The organism is Paucimonas lemoignei (assembly GCF_004342585.1).
Classification (GTDB): domain Bacteria; phylum Pseudomonadota; class Gammaproteobacteria; order Burkholderiales; family Burkholderiaceae_D; genus Paucimonas; species Paucimonas lemoignei.
Window position 1 is genome coordinate 386,415 of record NZ_SLZQ01000003.1, and the last position, 16,146, is coordinate 402,560.

Genomic DNA, 16,146 nt, shown 5'->3' on the forward strand with positions numbered 1-16,146 from the left:
TTTTAGGCACGCCGAGGCTATTCCGGACAGTGCTTAACCCAAGATTCTATTCTTGATGCCTTGCAACGTCAAATGTCTTATGTCTTATATAAGAGTTAAAGCAAAAACCGCAGAAATCTTGGCTATAAGTAAGGGAAGATTGTACTTTTTGTGCGACATCCGAAGGTTTGACCGAGGCATTGTCAAGTTGGTGCGACGCATGCAGAACAGGCCGGTCATCGCTCACGCCGTCCCTGCCGCCTCTGCCGCAACCACGTCGACTCGGTGTTATATTCCATGACACGAATTTAAGCTGCCGCAGGAGAATGACATGCCTTTTGCCACCGCCGTCGACGGCGCCCGCATTGCCTATGATGTGCAAGGAACTGGCGAGCCGTTACTACTGATTAGCGGACAGGGCTTCGACCGGCACTTGTGGGATCAATTCTCCGCCGCCATCGCCAGCCGCTGCACCGTGATCCGGTATGACTACCGCGGCACCGGCGACAGCGACAAGCCGGAAGCGCCGCCCTACACCACCGAAATGTTTGCCGACGATGCCATCACCGTGCTGGATGTGGCCGGCTTTGAACGCGCGCATGTATTCGGCTATTCGATGGGCGGCCGTGTCTGTCAGTGGCTGGCGATCAAGCACCGCGCACGCGTGGCCAGCCTGGTATTGGGCGCGACCTCGCCCGGCAACCGCCACGGCGTCGCGCGCGAACCCCGGGTATCGGCGCTATTCGTCAACGGCGATACCGCCGGCATGGCCGAGGTGTTTTACAACCCCGCCTACTTGGCGCAACACCCGTTTTCACTGCCGACTGCCGCCACGCCCGACTATGCAAAAAAACTGCATTTCATGGCCAGTGAAAACCATGACGTATGGGAGCAGCTGCCAAGCATCGCCTGCCCCACTCTGATCCTGCATGGCTCGGACGACCGCGTCAATCCAACGGCGAATGCGCAGATCCTGGCAAACGCGATCCCGCATGCGCAGGTGGCCATCATCGACGGCGCCCGCCACGGCTTCATCGATGAATATCTGGACGAGACTTGCCGGCTGGTCGACGAGTTTATCGCTGCGCATCCGCTTGCAGCGTCATCGCACCGGCCATGACTCCGTACCTTAACTACCAGCCGCCGCCGCCTTAGCTCGCGCCCTATGCAACTTCTTGTAGCTGTCGAGCAGGCGCTGGTGCCGGTCGAGTCCTTCCAGTTTCATACTGGTTGGCGTCAAGCCAAAGAAGCGCACGCTGCCATCCACTGAGCCCAGCACTGCGTCCATGCGCGCATCGCCAAACATCCGGCGGAAATTGCCCACGTAGTCGTCCAGTTCGAGCTCGTCATCGAGCAGTACTTCCAGCACCACGTTCAAGGCTTGATAAAACAGTCCGCGCTCGAGCGTGTTGTCGTTGTATTGCAGGAAGGCGCCTACCAGCTCGTGCGCCTCCTCCAACTGCCGCAAGGCGAGACGAATCAGCAGCTTCAACTCAAGCACTGTCAGCTGCCCCCAGTCCGTATTCTCGTCAAACTCGATACCGATCAATGTGGCGATATCACCGTATTCATCGAGTTCATTGTTCTCCAGACGCTCAAGCAGCGCGGACAGGCTGGCGTCGTCAAGCCGATGCAAGTTCAGGATATCGGCGCGGAACAATAGCGCCTTGTTGGTGTTGTCCCAGATTAGATCTTCGACCGGATAAATTTCCGAATAGCCGGGCACCAGAATCCGGCAGGCAGTGGCGCCTAGCTGGTCATACACCGTCACGTATGCTTCCTTGCCCATCTCTTCGAGAATGCCGAACAAGCTTGCAGCTTCCTCGGCATTGGAATTTTCACCGCGGCCAGAAAAATCCCACTCAACAAAATCGAAATCCGCTTTGGCACTGAAAAAGCGCCACGACACCACCCCGCTGGAATCAATGAAGTGTTCGACAAAGTTGTATGGCTCGGTCACGGCTTCGCTTGCAAAGGTGGGCTTAGGTAAATCGTTCAGGCCTTCAAAACTGCGCCCCTGCAGCAATTCCGTGAGACTGCGTTCCAGCGCCACCTCGAAGCTTGGGTGCGCGCCGAACGAGGCAAAGACCCCGCCAGTGCGCGGGTTCATCAAGGTGACGCACATCACCGGATAGGTTCCACCCAGCGAGGCATCCTTCACCAGCACCGGAAAACCTTGTTCTTCGAGGCCCTGAATCCCGGCCACAATGCCAGGGTATTTCGCCAGCACCTCGTGCGGCACGTCCGGCAGTGCCAGCTCGCCTTCCAGAATTTCGCGCTTGACCGCGCGTTCGAAAATCTCGGACAGGCATTGCACTTGCGCCTCACTCAGCGTATTACCGGCGCTCATGCCATTGCTGACGTAGAGGTTCTCGACCAGGTTGGTCGGAAAATACACCACCTCGCCATCCGACCGCCGCACAAAGGGGAGCGAACAGATACCGCGCTCGACATTGCCCGAGTTGGTATCGATCAGGTGCGAGGCGCGTAACTCGCCATCGGGATCGTAAATCGGCAGGCAGTATTCATCCAGAATTTCAGCCGGCAGCGCATCGTCAGGGCCAGGTTTGAACCAGCGCTCGTTCGGGTAATGCACAAACGCCGCATTGGCGATGTCTTCACCCCAAAACGACCCGGCGTAGAAATGGTTGTTGTTCAGCCGCTCGATATACTCCCCCAACGCCGACGCCAAGGCGCTTTCCTTGGTTGCGCCCTTGCCATTGGTGAAACACATCGGCGAGTGCGCATCGCGAATATGCAAGGACCACACGTTGGGAACGATATTGCGCCACGAAGCGATTTCAATCTTGATGCCTAAGCCCGCCAACACACCTGACATATTGGCGATGGTTTGCTCCAACGGCAGATCCTTGCCAAGGATATAGGTGCTGGCGTCAGCAGCCGGCTTCAAGGTCAGCAAGGCCTGCGCATCGGCATCCAAATTCTCGACTTCTTCAATCACGAACTCGGGGCCGGCCTGCACCACTTTTTTGACCGTGCACCGTTCGATGGAACGCAAGATACCGCGGCGGTCTGATTCGGAGATATCCGTCGGTAACTCCACCTGAATCTTGAAAATCTGCTGGTATCGGTTTTCCGGATCAACAATATTGTTCTGCGACAGGCGGATATGCTCGGTCGGAATATTGCGAGTATTGCAGTACAACTTTACAAAGTAAGCCGCACATAAGGCCGATGAAGCCAGAAAGTAATCGAATGGGCCGGGCGCCGAGCCGTCGCCTTTATAGCGGATAGGCTGGTCGGCCACTACCGTGAAGTCATCGAACTTGGCTTCAAGACGTAGCTTATCGAGAAAGTTGACCTTAATTTCCATGGGAGGATTCCAAAAATGGTGCTGAAAGTGATGTGGCCGCTATTATCCGCCACCACGCCGATAAGTGCTTCGCCGAACACTGCTAAAAGAGAACGGCAATAAATTGGCTTGGTCACGTCATCCTGCCGCCAGCAAAAGTCGCCGTTGATCGCTCGCAAATGTGGCGTAAGGCATTGACAGTTAGCCAAAAGCTTGAAATGTCATCGTTCCCAAAGGAACTGTTGCCCACAGGAAGAATCACACGAAGGAAGTATGTCGAATGTCGCCGTGCCTGGATCCGGCAGCCGCTGGTATCCGTTGTTACATCGACATACGGATGTGTGAACCTCTCTGGAAAAATGAAATGTCGTACCGTGAAGAAGATTTTGCCAACATGCTATCAGGCTGGATCGGTGTCGAGGGCCATATCGGCTATCTCGCCGAACTGGATCCGACGCATGTCCCCGCACCGCTCGCAAGCCTCAGCATGAACAACACGCCCCAGACAGCTCAGGCGTACCGCGTTCCGTCGTTGCCCCACCTGTTCGCCGCCAGCGCGGCTGCTCCTGCTCTGCTTGAACTCGATCCCACTCACTAGCATGCCGGCTGATGCCGCGCCAAAGCGATGACACCGCTGAATTGGCGCGGCATGGCATTTGATGCAATCGGGTGTCCAAGCTGCGGAAACAACTAGACTTGCAGGAGAAATGCAGAGCGCCTCCCATTTCTAAAGAATAGATTTGCCAGTCGGTAGAATTTTCGTGCGTATCAGGCCGTTACCACAGTCTTGGAAAAAACGCGAGGAGATGGACATGAAGCCGATTGGGATTGGCATCTTGCTGATCGTGCTCGCCGGATGCGCGACCAACTACAACTCGCCGGTGAATGCTCAGGCAGCCACCCCGGCAAGCTGCAAAGCCTCCTCAGACCAGGAAATCGCAGTGCTATTTGATCGATGGAACAACTCTCTGCAAACAGGTGATCCGCACAAAGTCGTCGCCAACTATGCGGAACGGTCGGTTCTCCTTCCCACGGTATCAAACCAGCCCCGCCTCACGCCCATCGAGAAAGAAGATTACTTTCATCACTTTTTAGAGAATCGTCCATTCGGCAAAATCGATATGCGCACTATTTTCCTGGGATGTAATTCTGCTGTCGATGCCGGACTATATACATTCACATTCGGGAAAACGGGCGAAACAGTAAAAGCCCGTTATACCTACACGTACGCCTGGGATGGATCGCAATGGCTAATCACAAGCCATCACTCCTCCGCCATGCCCGAGAAGAAGTAGAACGGCACAGCCGCCGACTCCAGGCTCGTCCAGGCGTCGCCATGGGCGAACGACCTTCTGTATGAGGCAGAATTGATGAAGCCGGCATTAAGTGCTTGCTCTGGCCCAGCTTGAAAGGATAGCTGCGGGTCAGAAGCAGACTTTCGCCAACGTCCGCTGCTAACCCGATCAGTCATATGATGAATTACATGAGGCTGAGCCCTGCCTATCGAAGCTGCAGGATACGGCGCGCGCCATTGAGGACGATGACCGTGATGATCGCAACCATAGGGTCGAGGAGCACGGTGAGCTAACGTCGGGCACACCCTGCAAGGCCATACGGATGAGGTTCTCCTCGGATGGGCAATCCATCTTCGGGATGGAAAATCTGCCTCACTGAACACTGACGGATGATTCCTTGCCTGCCAAGATGCGCTCCAATTGCAAGACTCTACAGGCATCTCGAAATTCCATCTCGTACAGGTTTCATGTGTGCGGCCGCCATGTTTTTCAAGCGCAGGCTGCTTCTGGCCGTGAGCGGATGTTGGCGAGTAGGCCGGTCTAGAGGCGTGATCGCCCCTATGCCTCAAACAATTGGCGCAATTCCCGCTCACCCGTCACGGAAAAAGCCATGACGCGTGTACCTGCGACGCGCCTTACGCAACGCCGGTTCTCGCGGACTGGAGCGTACGCGGACAGCGCCAGTTTTGAAGTCGCCCCACACCCACCATTACGAAAAATCAAATACAAGCGGCAATGGACTGAACGATTTAATTTATTTTGCGCTCCTTATTTATGTAATTCTCAACTTCTCATGGAGCCCTCACATGAATCGCGATCAAGTCAAAGGAACGGCAAAAGACGTTGCAGGCAAAGTCCAGGAACAAGCCGGCAAGCTTGTCGACAGCAAAACACAGCAAGCAAAAGGTTTGGAGAAACAGGCGGAAGGAAAGACCCAGAAAGCCTTTGGCGACGCCAAAGATATGATCAAGAAGTCGCATTGATACGGTGCGCCATTAATGCCATTAATGGCAAGCGGGCAGACAATTGCCAGCTTTTCCTACTTACATTCCGGAGGAGGTAAAAATGGGTAAATATTTTCTGGCCTGGTTGCTAGGCGTCCCGGCAATCGTGCTCGTGCTTCTTTATTTCTTCTTGCATTAAGCCGGTTGTCTTTCCCCATACGCTGAATCAGTGGTGAATATAAGGTAGTACCGAGTAAGGTGCGTGGACAGTATCGGCACAGAGATAGCTGACAGGTGGAGCGCACATCACGACATGCCTCATCGTCCGGAACGATTATTTTTAGCTAGCACCGGCCTCCCCAGAAGTGAGTGAAATCGCGGCGGGGGCCGGATTTCATCTTTTCCAGCTGTCCCTTCCTTCTCCCAAGCGGACGTTATGCTGCACGGCTAACGTAGCTTTCTTCCAGTCTTTTCAATTTCACGCGTGATCTCACGATAAATAAAACCGCGGCAGCAACCCAAGGCGCGACCACATTGAGAAACCTCCCGAAGGCAGCACAGGGTTTCCTGAACAGTGAAAACCACAGCAGCGCTGAGTGACTCGGCCGCCGCGCAAGCAGATTGGCAAATCTTGATCTAGCGTGATTTTCAACTGGGACAATTTGTCTCAGTGTATGGAAACTGCTTTTAAGTAGAATGCCTCAGAATGTGTGGCAACACCATCCTTGCACGGCAGTCGCTGATGTTTTCTCCTCTCTCATCTGCATTCAGCAAATCACGCCGCTAGCCCGAAATGGCAACCGATCTTAATGAGCAAAACACTCAGGCGAGGCTTCGAAGGTTTGAACAAAAAATGAAGCTGCTGAAGCAGCGTTTTGAGGTAGTGCTCACACGATAGCTAGTGCCAAGTAAATAGCCTGGAAATACTCAACATGATGGATTGGGTCCCTGTAGTCTTCGTTACGTTCAAGGTTCTCGTGTTCGGCACGGGCATGTTCTTTGCCATCAAGTGGCATTACGATAAAGAGAAGGAGGAGGAGAAGCGTGCGGTGCTACGCGCGGGCGGCAAGGTGGTCGCAGTCTTCGTGCTAGTGCTCCTGGGCCTGGGGCTCGTCACCTTCGTCGTTGCCGGCATGCTCGGTTTGGACCTGACCTTCCCATGATGGCAAAGAATGGCAGAAAAGCCAGGCCGGACGACACATTCACAATGGCCGCGCGCGATTGCTGCATCAAATGCGGAAGCAAGGCAGCCGTCAGCCGTATCGGGCCAAGCGGGTTGGTCGCCACCATGGCGCAAGGGCTATTGCGACTCGCGTTGCAGCAGTTGTTGCGCAAGCAGGTGAGCGTGCGGCGTCAGTGTGGAAAAATCGCGCGCGCAGAGGTAGAGCCGACGCGTGGCCCAGGCTTCCGACAGCGGCATGATCGCCAAGTCGCGCGTCAGCGTTCTGGCCATCGCATCGGAGAGGATGGAAATGCCGATGCCGGCTTCCACGCACATGGCCACATGTTCGACGTTGCGCAGCTGGATGCGGTAGTCGAGCTGGCGGCCGAGACGCGCTGCACGCTCCCCGAGATACGTTTCGAGCGCCGTGTCCGCCATGCCTACGATCGGCTCGCCGAGGAGTTCGGCAAAGGCAATGCGCGATTGTCGGGCCAAGGGATGCGAATGGCTCGAAACGACGACGAGCTGGTCACTGGCAATCAAGTGCGTCTGCAGCGGCCCGAGATCCGTGATGTCCGCGACAATGCCCATATCGGCGCGCCGGTCTACCAGCGCCTGGACGATGTCCGCACTGGGCCGCTCTTCCAGGTCGATCGACAGGTCGCGATGGATTGTCAGGAAGTGGCAAAGCTGCGGCGGCAACAACGCCGCCATGGCCGCGGTGTTGGACAACAAGCTGATGCGGCCCTTCAGTCCCGTGGCGTAGGTGCGCAATTCCCCGCGCATCTGTTCGACCTGGCCCAGGATCGAACGGGCATGCCGGACCAAGGCCTCGCCTGCTGCAGTGGGCCGCACGCCGCGACGGTTACGCTCCAATAACGGCGCGCCCAGAGCCGCTTCCATGCCAGCAATGCGTTCACTGACCGATGCCAGCGCCAGATGTATCTCGCGTGCCGCCTGCGTCAGGCTGCCGCACTCCACGACGGTCAGGAAAAGCCGCAAATCGGTCAGGTCGAAGCGCATGATCAACTCTCCTACGTTCGGTTCCTCCGAAGTCTAGCACCGGAATTGCCAGATTGCGTAAGCGTATCCCGAAGACTAATATCGTTTCATGGAATCGATGAACATAGTCTTTACCGCAGGCGTAGTGGCCGGCGCGATGAATGCGCTGGCCGGAGGTGGCTCATTCGTCAGTTTGCCGGCACTGATCGCGGCTGGCGTGCCTCCGGTTCAAGCGAACACGTCCAGCACGGTCGCGCTGTTTCCAGGCGGCCTGGCCAGCGCCTGGGCATATCGGGATGGATTGCGTCCGGTAGGCGACGTGTCATTACGTGCATTGCTGGTGACGACGCTATGCGGCGGCTTGGTTGGGGCATTACTGTTGCTGCAGACGTCATCGGCGGCGTTCACCTTCGTGCTGCCTTGGCTGCTGCTGGTGGCGTCGGTTGCGCTGGCGTTCGGAAGGCGTATTGGCGTGGCATTGCGCGCACGCTGGCACATTCATGCGCATGCGGTGCTGGCTATCCAGTTCGCGCTTGGCATCTATGGCGGCTACTTCGGCGGCGCGGTCGGGATCATGATGATTGCGATGTGGGGGCTGCTCGACAACTGCGACCTGAAGCTTCTCAACGCGCCGCGCACGCTGCTGGTCAGTGCAGCCAATGTCGTGGCGATCGTCATCTTCATCGTGTCCAATGCCGTCAGCTGGCCCGAGACGCTCACCATGCTGGCTGGCGCAGTCATCGGCGGATACGGTGGCGCGCACATCGGGCGACGCGCATCGCCCCGGATCATTCGTGCAGTGACGCTGCTTGCCACGTCCGGCATCATGCTGGCGTTCTTTGTAAAAACCTACGCGCCCACGCTGCTGCATCACTGACAGCATAGGGAATGACTCAAGGCCCGGACTGCAAGACGCAATGACTGGCGGCAGGCGGGTCAGGCAACCGCATCTGCTTAAGGCTCAGCAGCAGAAATCAAAACTCTTCCCAGTCATCCTTCACGGTGACGGCCGGGATTCGCGGCAGCGCCGGCCGCGGCGCCGCTTGGCTGACCAGATTGCTGCGGGGCTTTGTTTGCGCCGCAGGCGGAGCGGCACGACGTGCTTGAGGCGCCGCGATTAATGCAGGCGCACTGCTTTCGTTGAGCCGAAACACGCTCACGGCCTGGGCCAGGGACGTGGCTTGATCCTGCATCTGTTGCGCAGCGGCTGCCGCTTCTTCCACCAGCGCGGCATTCTGCTGCGTGACCTGATCCATTTGGCCGATCGCCTGGTTCACCTGCTCGATGCCGGCAGTCTGCTCCTGGCTGGCGGCGGTGATCTCGGCCATGATGTCCGTGACGCGCTTCACACTTTCGACGATGTCACACATCGTCATGCCTGCTTCGTTGACCAGCCGGCTGCCCGTGTCCACCTTCTCGACCGAAGTATCGATCAGCGCCTTGATTTCCTTGGCCGCGCTGGCAGACCGTTGCGCAAGCGTCCTCACTTCGCTGGCCACGACGGCAAACCCGCGCCCCTGCTCGCCCGCACGCGCGGCTTCCACCGCGGCGTTCAAAGCAAGAATGTTGGTCTGAAATGCAATCCCGTCGATGACGCCGATGATATCGACGATCTTTCTAGCGGAATTGTTGATCTCACCCATGGTGTCGACGACCTGGGCGATGACGGCGCCGCCCTTGCCGGCGACAGTCGAAGCGCTTTCCGCCATAGAGTTGGCCTGGCGCGCGTTGTCGGCATTCTGCCTGACTGTGCTCGTCAGCTCTTCCATCGACGAGGCGGTTTCTTCCAGCGAGCCGGCCTGCTGTTCGGTGCGGGAAGAGAGATCCTGGTTGCCGGCGGCGATCTCGGTGGAGGCCGTGGCGATCGTCTCGATACCGTGGCGGACATCGGTGATCATTTTCACCAATGCCACATTCATGTCTTTCAATGCCTGCAACAGCTGACCGGTTTCGTCGCGCGACGTAGCTGCGATGTCGCTGGTGAGGTTACCACTGGCGACAGCGCGCGCGATGTCGACCGCGCGTGCCAACGGCTTGGTGATGCTGCGTGTTAGCCACATGCTGACCACAATGCCAAACGTCAGGGCGAGCATACCGAGCGCGATCAGAAGCGTCTTGCTCGCCGTGTAGGTTTCCTGGATCCGGGCGGCCGTAGCGTTAATGCTTTCCCGCTGCATCGACTGCAACTGCTGGATGATATCCAGATACTTGTCCGAGGCCGGCAAGTACTCGTTCTCGAGGATGCGCTGGGATTCTTCCAGGTTACCGTCAGCCTTGGCCTTGACTGCCGCAGCGCGGGTCGACAAGTAGAGTTTGCGCTGCTCCATGATTTCCTGCCATAGCGCTTTTTCCTGTTCCGTGGTCAGGAGCGGTTCGATTTTCTTTTGGAGCTCGCCCGAATTCTTTGTCGAAGCTTCAGCGTCCGCGGCAAAGAAGGCGCCGAGAGATGAATCGGTGCTCTTGACGATGGCGGTGGTACGGCGCACGCCACTATAGACGAATCGATACCAGTCGCTAATCCAGCGCTCTTTCGATAACGGCACATCCGCCATCTGCGCCGTGGCTTCGGCGACGATGTGAAGCCGCCACAACCCGATCCCCGTCATTAGAATTGCCAGCGCCAATACCAAAGCAAATCCTGCCGCCAGGCGTGATCCGATTTTCCAGTTCTTCATAACAGTTTCGTAATGGTGAAGTTTTTCCGAAGCCCGACACGGGCGCCGTTCTGGAGCACAGACGCGGCGACCCTTAACAGGTGCGCAGGCATGGACATGGGAGTTTTCCCAGGCAAGCGATCGAGCGGGCTAGAGAATTTATGGTGATGTTCAGCTGAGCGCGCCATTTGATGGCCCTGCTCCCTGCTACCAGATTGCAGATGCGGGATACGGCTTGTTCGATTCAGGCATGAATCTTCTCGATCAAGCCCATTTCCGTACTCGACATGAGTTTGTCGATATCCACGAGAATCACCATGCGTTGATCGAGCGTGCCCAGGCCGATCAAGTGATCAGTGTTCATGGCCGTGCCCATTTCCGGCGCCGGCCGGACCTGCTCCGGCGACAGGGAAATCACATCCGACACGCTGTCGACCACCATGCCGACCTCGCGTCCACGCAGATTGAGAATAATGACCACGGTGAACTGGTCGTAGGTTGGCGTGCCAAGGTTTAACTTGATACGCATATCGATGATCGGCACGATAATGCCGCGCAGATTGACGACGCCCTTGATGAAGTCAGGCGCATTCGCGATCCGCGTGACCGTCTCATACCCGCGGATTTCCTGCACCTTAAGGATGGCAATTCCGTATTCTTCCTCGCCTAACGTAAAGGCAAGATACTCGTTATCCACCCCGGTTGCTGCAACTACGCTCACTGCTGCTCCTTAATTTGCACTGTAGGAATATACCGATAGCCATCGGATTTTCCTGTCGGCGTGGATTTTAATCACTTTATTTCCGCACGGCAATATTTAATTCTCCGATGTTCGTCGCAGAAAGTGTGAAGCAAGAAGCAAACAGGAAGCTGCGCGCACGACGACTTTCTTCGCCCAGTTGATGCCATCCATCGATGGCTGCATGGCCTTATGGGTGACATCAATTTGTTTTGGATGAACCGCCGCATGACGCCTGGTCTCCGTCTCCTGCGCCAGCGCCTGGCAGGCATGGCTCGCCATGAGTGATGCGCCATTGCGCGCCATAATTACCGGGAAAATATATGCTCCCGTCTGATCACGCAATGAGCGCAAGCCAAGCGCGGTAGTCCGGCGCGTTGCAATCTACACAGAACATTTGATTCATTCCGGCTTCCCGGCACCTTTCGCCACTCTCCCACTCTCAAGGAGACTATTGACTTGACGAAGGGGAAACTGCCATGCCTGAAGCCAAATCAGACACGCCCGGTTGGAACCAGCTGTCACCCCATGCCGCTGACAATCGACATGACATCAAGCGCCGGCTCTTGCTGAACGGCTTGCTGCTCGGCGCCGTGGCGTGCAGCGCGACACGCGGCTTTGCACAGAGCCTGGTCACGACGCCGGCACAGATCGAAGGTCCGTTTTATCCCGATCGCCTGCCGCTTGACCAGGACAACGATTTGATCATCGTTACCGACCACAACATGCCGGCAGCCGGTGAAATTACCCATTTGACGGGACGTATTCTCGATCTGGACGGCACGCCATTGCGCGGCGTTAAAATCGAAATCTGGCAAGTCGACCACAATGGCAAGTACATTCATACCGCCGATGCCAACACCCAAAACGATGCCAATTTTCAGGGCTTTGGACGATTCGAGACTGGCGAGAATGGCGAATACCGTTTCCGCACGATCAAGCCCGTGCCGTATCCCGGACGCACGCCGCATATCCACGTCAAGTTGCTCAAGGGTGGAAACGAACTGCTCACCACGCAGCTCTATATTCAAGGCCACCCCCTCAACGAGTACGATGACATCGTGCGCGGCATCCTTGACCCTCAACAGCGCGAATCCGTGATGATCCCGTTCCTGCCTAGCACAGAATTTCCGGGAGAACTCGCCGCGCGCTTTGACATCGTGCTTGGAAAAACGCCGGCAGCGTAAGTAGATAGGTAAGCGCATTGATTTAAAAAGCTTGCATTGCGCGTTGCTTCCTTTAGCGCTTTTCGGGGTCTCGTCGTCCGTGAAAACAGGTATCACTGATTTGCCCTAGAATCGGGTCTAACCAGTTTTAAAAGTTAGGTTAAACGGAGTGAGCCCAATGAGTAATGCACGTACTTCTGAATATCCGATCGACAAGCAATTCCTCGATCGCTGGTCACCGCGCGCCTTTTCTGATCGGCCTGTGACGGAACAACAGGTCTTGACTGTGCTGGAAGCCGCAAGGTGGGCGCCGTCGGCCTCCAACCTTCAGCCGTGGCGTTTTTTCTATGGCGTACGCGGCGAGCCGGAATTCGACACGCTGCTGAGCCTACTGGTGCCGTTCAACGAAGGCTGGGCCAAGAATGCCGGCGCGCTGATATTCATCACCTCGGTAACCTCGTTCGACGGTTCGCGTCAGAACATCACCCATAGCTTCGACGCCGGCTCGGCCTTCATGTCCCTGGCGCTGCAGGCACATGCCATGGGCCTGATCGCCCACGGCATGGCAGGCATTGAATTCGAGAAGGTGCCGGTCGTGTTGAAATTGCCCGAGAATCTGAAGGTCGAGGCCGCCGTCGCCATCGGCTATCAGGGCGATGTCTCGACGCTGTCCGAATCGCTGCAAAAACGCGAAGTGCCGTCACAGCGCCAACCCTTGGCCGAGATGGTGTTCAAAGGTCACTTCACCGGCGAGATCAAGGCGCCTTCCTGAACATGGCCGCGAATTCTTGAGCCATGCGGTTGGCCTCAACGCATATTCTTAAGCACGCCTATTACTGCAAGCCGAGCACGTTCTTGAATGCCTGAGCAGCATGCTCGGGCGTGACCCTTACCATATTGGCCTTTTCGTTAGAAATCATCATCACCCAATCGCTTTTTCCGGTGGCGGATGCCGGTGCATTGCCGCAGAACCGCGCCAGATGCAGCAGGAATTCCCTGGCTTCTTTGTCGATGGCGTGTGCGTAGATATTTTTAACGATGCGAATTGCTCGCGCCTGATCCGAACTCAGATAGTCAACGATATCAATGTCTTGGTTTGGCTGGGATAAAACCAGTTCATTCAGCGTCGGCGCTGGCAGGGTTTCCAGATCGATGACCGCATAACTTACGTTGATATCGGCATCGCTCACATAGATATAAACTTTTGACATTCAATTCTCGAGGTGAATATTGCGGTAAAACCGTGGCTATCGATTATCACATGTAACGGCGGAATAATATGTAGGCGGCAGAGCTATGCAGCAGCGGCTGTCATTGTCTGTTCGGGTTGCGTAGTGAGTGACAACTTAATCCTGCGGCAACAACTGCGGATTCCAGACCACTTCCCATACATGCCCATCCGGGTCTTGAAAGTACCCCGCATACCCGCCCCAGAATGTGTCTTGCGCAGGTTTAACGACTACGGCGCCGGCATTCTCGGCCTGCTTCATTAGGGCATCCACTTCAGCCTTTGATGCCACGTTATGACCAAGCGTGAACTCCGTTGAACTCGGCACGCTTTGCGGAAGGCCGGTGTCATGCGCAATGCTCTTACGGGGCCAAAGCGCCAGCTTCAAGCCAGCCTGCAAATCAAAGAACGTGACCGCGCCGTATTCGAACTCTTTACCGATTACGCCATCTGTCGCCAAACCCAGACCATCGCGGTAAAACTGAACGGCACGATTAAGGTCATCTACGCCTAAGGTGATTACGGAAATACGTGGCTTCATTCGTCTTTGCCTCTTATGCATAACAGTGAACTGGCAGGGTCGTCGGGCGGCCGCGAAACGGCAAGTTTGTCGACCCGTTTTGAGCGACACGTCAGGCCGTCAGCGCTATGGGTAAAGCTTTTCGCCATTGTTTAACATTTCGATGAATTGCGCGATCTTTTTGATGCGAGTTTCTGCCTTTTTGACATTTTGAATCCTGAACAAAATGGCATACCGGTTATGGCTGTTGAGCGTTGCAAAGAATGCCTTGGCCTGCAGATTAGCATCAAGGGCTTGTTGCAAATCGTCCGGGATGGTTGAGGTACCGGCTGATGAATATGCCGCATCCCAGCGCCCGTCTTGCCTGGCCCGATCAATTGCAAGCAGACCAGCCGGACGCATTCTCCCAGCGGCGATCAGCGCTTCTGCTTTTGCCTTGTTGATTTTGGACCAGATGCTTTTGGCGGCTCTAGGCGTGAAGCGTTGAAGCCAATAGCGTTCGCTTTCCGCTTGCTTCTGTCCATCGATCCATCCATGACAGAGAGCACTTTCAACCGCTTCAGCATAGGAGACTGCCTGCTTCTCGGCAGATTTTTTGGAAAGTCGAAGCCACACGCCGGTAATGGCACTTCCATTTTTCTCAAGCCAAGATTCCCACTCTGCTTGGCTTGTGAATGTCAGTATCGGATCGCTCATGGCATCTTTATGTGTCGTAGCGCGCTTCTTAAGAGGACTGTGCCGATTCGCCGGGACAGGTGAAGGAAGAGTTAAGCCGGCAGCCATACCGAGCGGCGGCGGAATCAAGGAAAACCGATGCCGAAGTCCTGAGCGAGCTTTCCCGAGTTTGGGCCTTGCGAAGCATGGCGTGCAGTTCGATGTGGCTTCCCATGCCGCTCCTATGGATCTTGCAAGAAGCTATGCAGCCGCGTGACCAGACAGGAGACGCAAAGCATAAAACGCCCCGTAGATGCCGCTACCGACGTACAGGCAGAAGACAAGCCAGAACCCGATTGGATTGCCTTGGCGGGAAACACCTTCGCCTTGCTTAAACCCGTTCGGACCATTGGGCAGCCATCCTCGATAAGCCCCTTGTATGGCAACGGCAAGCATGCCGAGGCTCAGCACGAGCATGAACAAGCCAGGAACGATTTGCATTTGTATGGTCTCTCCAACGTATGAACTCACCCACGCGCGGAGGAGGGCGAAGCCGGTCGTAGCGCGTCGATGTGCAGCGAAGGGGCAGGCTTCGCTGGCCAAGCAGGCATGCTCTTCACGCAGCCACTCCAAAGAGTGCGCCAACGCCTGCGGTTAATCCCATTGCCAACGCTCCCCAGAACGTCACACGCGTTGCGGATACGAGCAAAGGAGAACCGCCTGCCCAGGCGGCAACCAGGCCCAAGAACGCAAGAAAGAACAGTGAGCTGCCCGCAACGCCCCACATGAGCGCGGAAGCAGGAAGCAAGAGAGCCATTAGCAATGGCAAGGACGCGCCCGCGGTAAAAGTCGCAGCCGAAGCGAGCGCGGCTTGCACAGGCTTGGCTGCCAACGTGTCCGATATTCCGAGCTCGTCGCGCGCATGCGCAGCAAGCGCGTCATGCGTCATCAGTTGGCTTGCAACCCTTGCCGCCAAATCTTTGTCAAGGCCGCGCTTGACATAGATGGCAGTTAGCTCTGCATGCTCCTGCTTTGGATCTTCAGCGAGCTCCGTCGCTTCACGGGCCAGGTCTGCGCCCTCGGTGTCGGCTTGCGAGCTGACCGAGACATACTCGCCCGCAGCCATTGACATGGCGCCAGCAACGAGGCTGGCAACGCCGGCAACAAGAATGGCCTTGGTGCTAGCACCTGTGGCAGCCACACCCAAGACCAGGCTTGCCGTGGAGACGATCCCGTCATTTGCACCAAGCACAGAGGCTCGTAGCCAACCTGTGCGGTGCGTCATATGTCTTTCGTTATGTCTCATAGGTTGCAAGGATTGTTGCGACGCCTACCGCCGAACTAACTGGCCCGCAACCTTGCCGCGAAGCGGCAAGGTTGCGCGTTTCCGGGTTCAGCGAATAAAAGGGACTTCCCCCACTCGGTACGGCATCGACGTGCCAAGATTGAGGTTCGAGAACAATCTGAATGAGGGAGGAAGTCATGAACAA

The 16,146-nt window shown here is 56.4% G+C and carries 20 protein-coding genes; 8 read left to right on the forward strand and 12 right to left on the reverse strand.

Annotation, left to right across the window (positions count from 1 at the left end):
- Positions 1 to 310: 310 nt before the first annotated feature.
- The gene (locus EDC30_RS07130) at positions 311 to 1,099 is read left to right on the forward strand and encodes an alpha/beta fold hydrolase (RefSeq protein ID WP_132258122.1); all 789 of its coding nucleotides are present in this window, start codon (positions 311 to 313) and stop codon (positions 1,097 to 1,099) included.
- Between the two features lie 9 nt (positions 1,100 to 1,108).
- Here EDC30_RS07130 and EDC30_RS07135 read toward each other — a convergent pair whose 3' ends face one another.
- Positions 1,109 to 3,313 (reverse strand): OsmC domain/YcaO domain-containing protein, encoded by a 2,205-nt coding sequence (locus tag EDC30_RS07135; RefSeq protein ID WP_132258123.1) that lies wholly within the window; start codon positions 3,311 to 3,313, stop codon positions 1,109 to 1,111.
- A gap of 343 nt (positions 3,314 to 3,656) precedes the next feature.
- On the opposite strand from EDC30_RS07135, the gene EDC30_RS07140 reads away from it, so the two are divergent.
- From EDC30_RS07140 to EDC30_RS07155, 4 genes are all read left to right on the forward strand, one after another.
- Complete coding sequence (locus EDC30_RS07140) at positions 3,657 to 3,890, forward strand: hypothetical protein (RefSeq protein WP_132258124.1); 234 nt, start codon at positions 3,657 to 3,659, stop codon at positions 3,888 to 3,890.
- 214 nt (positions 3,891 to 4,104) lie between these two features.
- Positions 4,105 to 4,587, forward strand: coding sequence for a DUF4440 domain-containing protein (locus EDC30_RS07145; RefSeq protein WP_132258125.1), 483 nt, complete (start codon positions 4,105 to 4,107; stop codon positions 4,585 to 4,587).
- A gap of 806 nt (positions 4,588 to 5,393) precedes the next feature.
- Positions 5,394 to 5,570 (forward strand): CsbD family protein, encoded by a 177-nt coding sequence (locus tag EDC30_RS07150; protein WP_132258072.1) that lies wholly within the window; start codon positions 5,394 to 5,396, stop codon positions 5,568 to 5,570.
- Positions 5,571 to 6,463: 893 nt separating this feature from the next.
- Entirely contained in the window at positions 6,464 to 6,694 is a 231-nt protein-coding gene (locus tag EDC30_RS07155) for a hypothetical protein (protein ID WP_132258126.1), read from the forward strand.
- On the opposite strand, the gene EDC30_RS07160 is transcribed toward EDC30_RS07155, so the two are convergent.
- Together EDC30_RS07160 and EDC30_RS07165 are read right to left on the reverse strand one after the other, a co-directional pair.
- A complete protein-coding gene (locus EDC30_RS07160) occupies positions 6,645 to 6,821 on the reverse strand; it encodes an SDR family NAD(P)-dependent oxidoreductase (protein WP_132258127.1) in 177 nt (58 codons plus the stop codon). The genes EDC30_RS07155 and EDC30_RS07160 overlap by 50 nt on opposite strands.
- A 10-nt stretch (positions 6,822 to 6,831) precedes the next feature.
- Entirely contained in the window at positions 6,832 to 7,716 is an 885-nt protein-coding gene (locus tag EDC30_RS07165; protein WP_132258163.1) for a LysR family transcriptional regulator, read from the reverse strand.
- Positions 7,717 to 7,804: 88 nt separating this feature from the next.
- On the opposite strand from EDC30_RS07165, the gene EDC30_RS07170 reads away from it, so the two are divergent.
- On the forward strand, positions 7,805 to 8,572 hold the full coding sequence (locus tag EDC30_RS07170; RefSeq protein WP_132258128.1) for a sulfite exporter TauE/SafE family protein: 768 nt from the start codon (positions 7,805 to 7,807) through the stop codon (positions 8,570 to 8,572).
- Positions 8,573 to 8,669: 97 nt separating this feature from the next.
- On the opposite strand, the gene EDC30_RS07175 is transcribed toward EDC30_RS07170, so the two are convergent.
- The 3 genes from EDC30_RS07175 to EDC30_RS07185 form a co-directional block, all read right to left on the reverse strand.
- On the reverse strand, positions 8,670 to 10,370 hold the full coding sequence (locus EDC30_RS07175; RefSeq protein WP_132258129.1) for a methyl-accepting chemotaxis protein: 1,701 nt from the start codon (positions 10,368 to 10,370) through the stop codon (positions 8,670 to 8,672).
- Between the two features lie 223 nt (positions 10,371 to 10,593).
- Positions 10,594 to 11,070 (reverse strand): chemotaxis protein CheW, encoded by a 477-nt coding sequence (locus EDC30_RS07180; protein ID WP_132258130.1) that lies wholly within the window; start codon positions 11,068 to 11,070, stop codon positions 10,594 to 10,596.
- Between the two features lie 96 nt (positions 11,071 to 11,166).
- Positions 11,167 to 11,370: a hypothetical protein gene (locus tag EDC30_RS07185; protein ID WP_132258131.1), complete on the reverse strand. Its 204-nt coding sequence runs from the start codon at positions 11,368 to 11,370 to the stop codon at positions 11,167 to 11,169.
- Positions 11,371 to 11,567: 197 nt separating this feature from the next.
- On the opposite strand from EDC30_RS07185, the gene EDC30_RS07190 reads away from it, so the two are divergent.
- Positions 11,568 to 12,275, forward strand: coding sequence for a dioxygenase family protein (locus EDC30_RS07190; RefSeq protein WP_132258132.1), 708 nt, complete (start codon positions 11,568 to 11,570; stop codon positions 12,273 to 12,275).
- A 157-nt stretch (positions 12,276 to 12,432) separates the two neighbouring features.
- Positions 12,433 to 13,026, forward strand: a complete 594-nt coding sequence (locus tag EDC30_RS07195) for a nitroreductase family protein (RefSeq protein ID WP_132258133.1) — start codon at positions 12,433 to 12,435, stop codon at positions 13,024 to 13,026.
- 61 nt (positions 13,027 to 13,087) lie between these two features.
- Here EDC30_RS07195 and EDC30_RS07200 read toward each other — a convergent pair whose 3' ends face one another.
- From EDC30_RS07200 to EDC30_RS19585, 6 genes are all read right to left on the reverse strand, one after another.
- Positions 13,088 to 13,444 carry a hypothetical protein gene (locus tag EDC30_RS07200; RefSeq protein ID WP_132258134.1) on the reverse strand — a complete coding sequence of 119 codons (357 nt, stop codon included), beginning with the start codon at positions 13,442 to 13,444 and terminating at the stop codon, positions 13,088 to 13,090.
- A gap of 156 nt (positions 13,445 to 13,600) precedes the next feature.
- Positions 13,601 to 14,023 carry a VOC family protein gene (locus EDC30_RS07205; RefSeq protein WP_132258135.1) on the reverse strand — a complete coding sequence of 141 codons (423 nt, stop codon included), beginning with the start codon at positions 14,021 to 14,023 and terminating at the stop codon, positions 13,601 to 13,603.
- 105 nt (positions 14,024 to 14,128) lie between these two features.
- A complete protein-coding gene (locus tag EDC30_RS07210) occupies positions 14,129 to 14,698 on the reverse strand; it encodes a YdeI/OmpD-associated family protein (RefSeq protein WP_132258136.1) in 570 nt (189 codons plus the stop codon).
- Between the two features lie 219 nt (positions 14,699 to 14,917).
- Positions 14,918 to 15,157, reverse strand: a complete 240-nt coding sequence (locus EDC30_RS07215; RefSeq protein WP_132258137.1) for a hypothetical protein — start codon at positions 15,155 to 15,157, stop codon at positions 14,918 to 14,920.
- Between the two features lie 115 nt (positions 15,158 to 15,272).
- Positions 15,273 to 15,962, reverse strand: coding sequence for a VIT1/CCC1 transporter family protein (locus EDC30_RS07220; RefSeq protein ID WP_132258138.1), 690 nt, complete (start codon positions 15,960 to 15,962; stop codon positions 15,273 to 15,275).
- Positions 15,952 to 16,146, reverse strand: a 195-nt coding sequence (locus EDC30_RS19585; RefSeq protein ID WP_207907225.1) for a hypothetical protein, incomplete at its 5' end; no start/stop codon positions are given. The genes EDC30_RS19585 and EDC30_RS07220, both read right to left, overlap by 11 nt.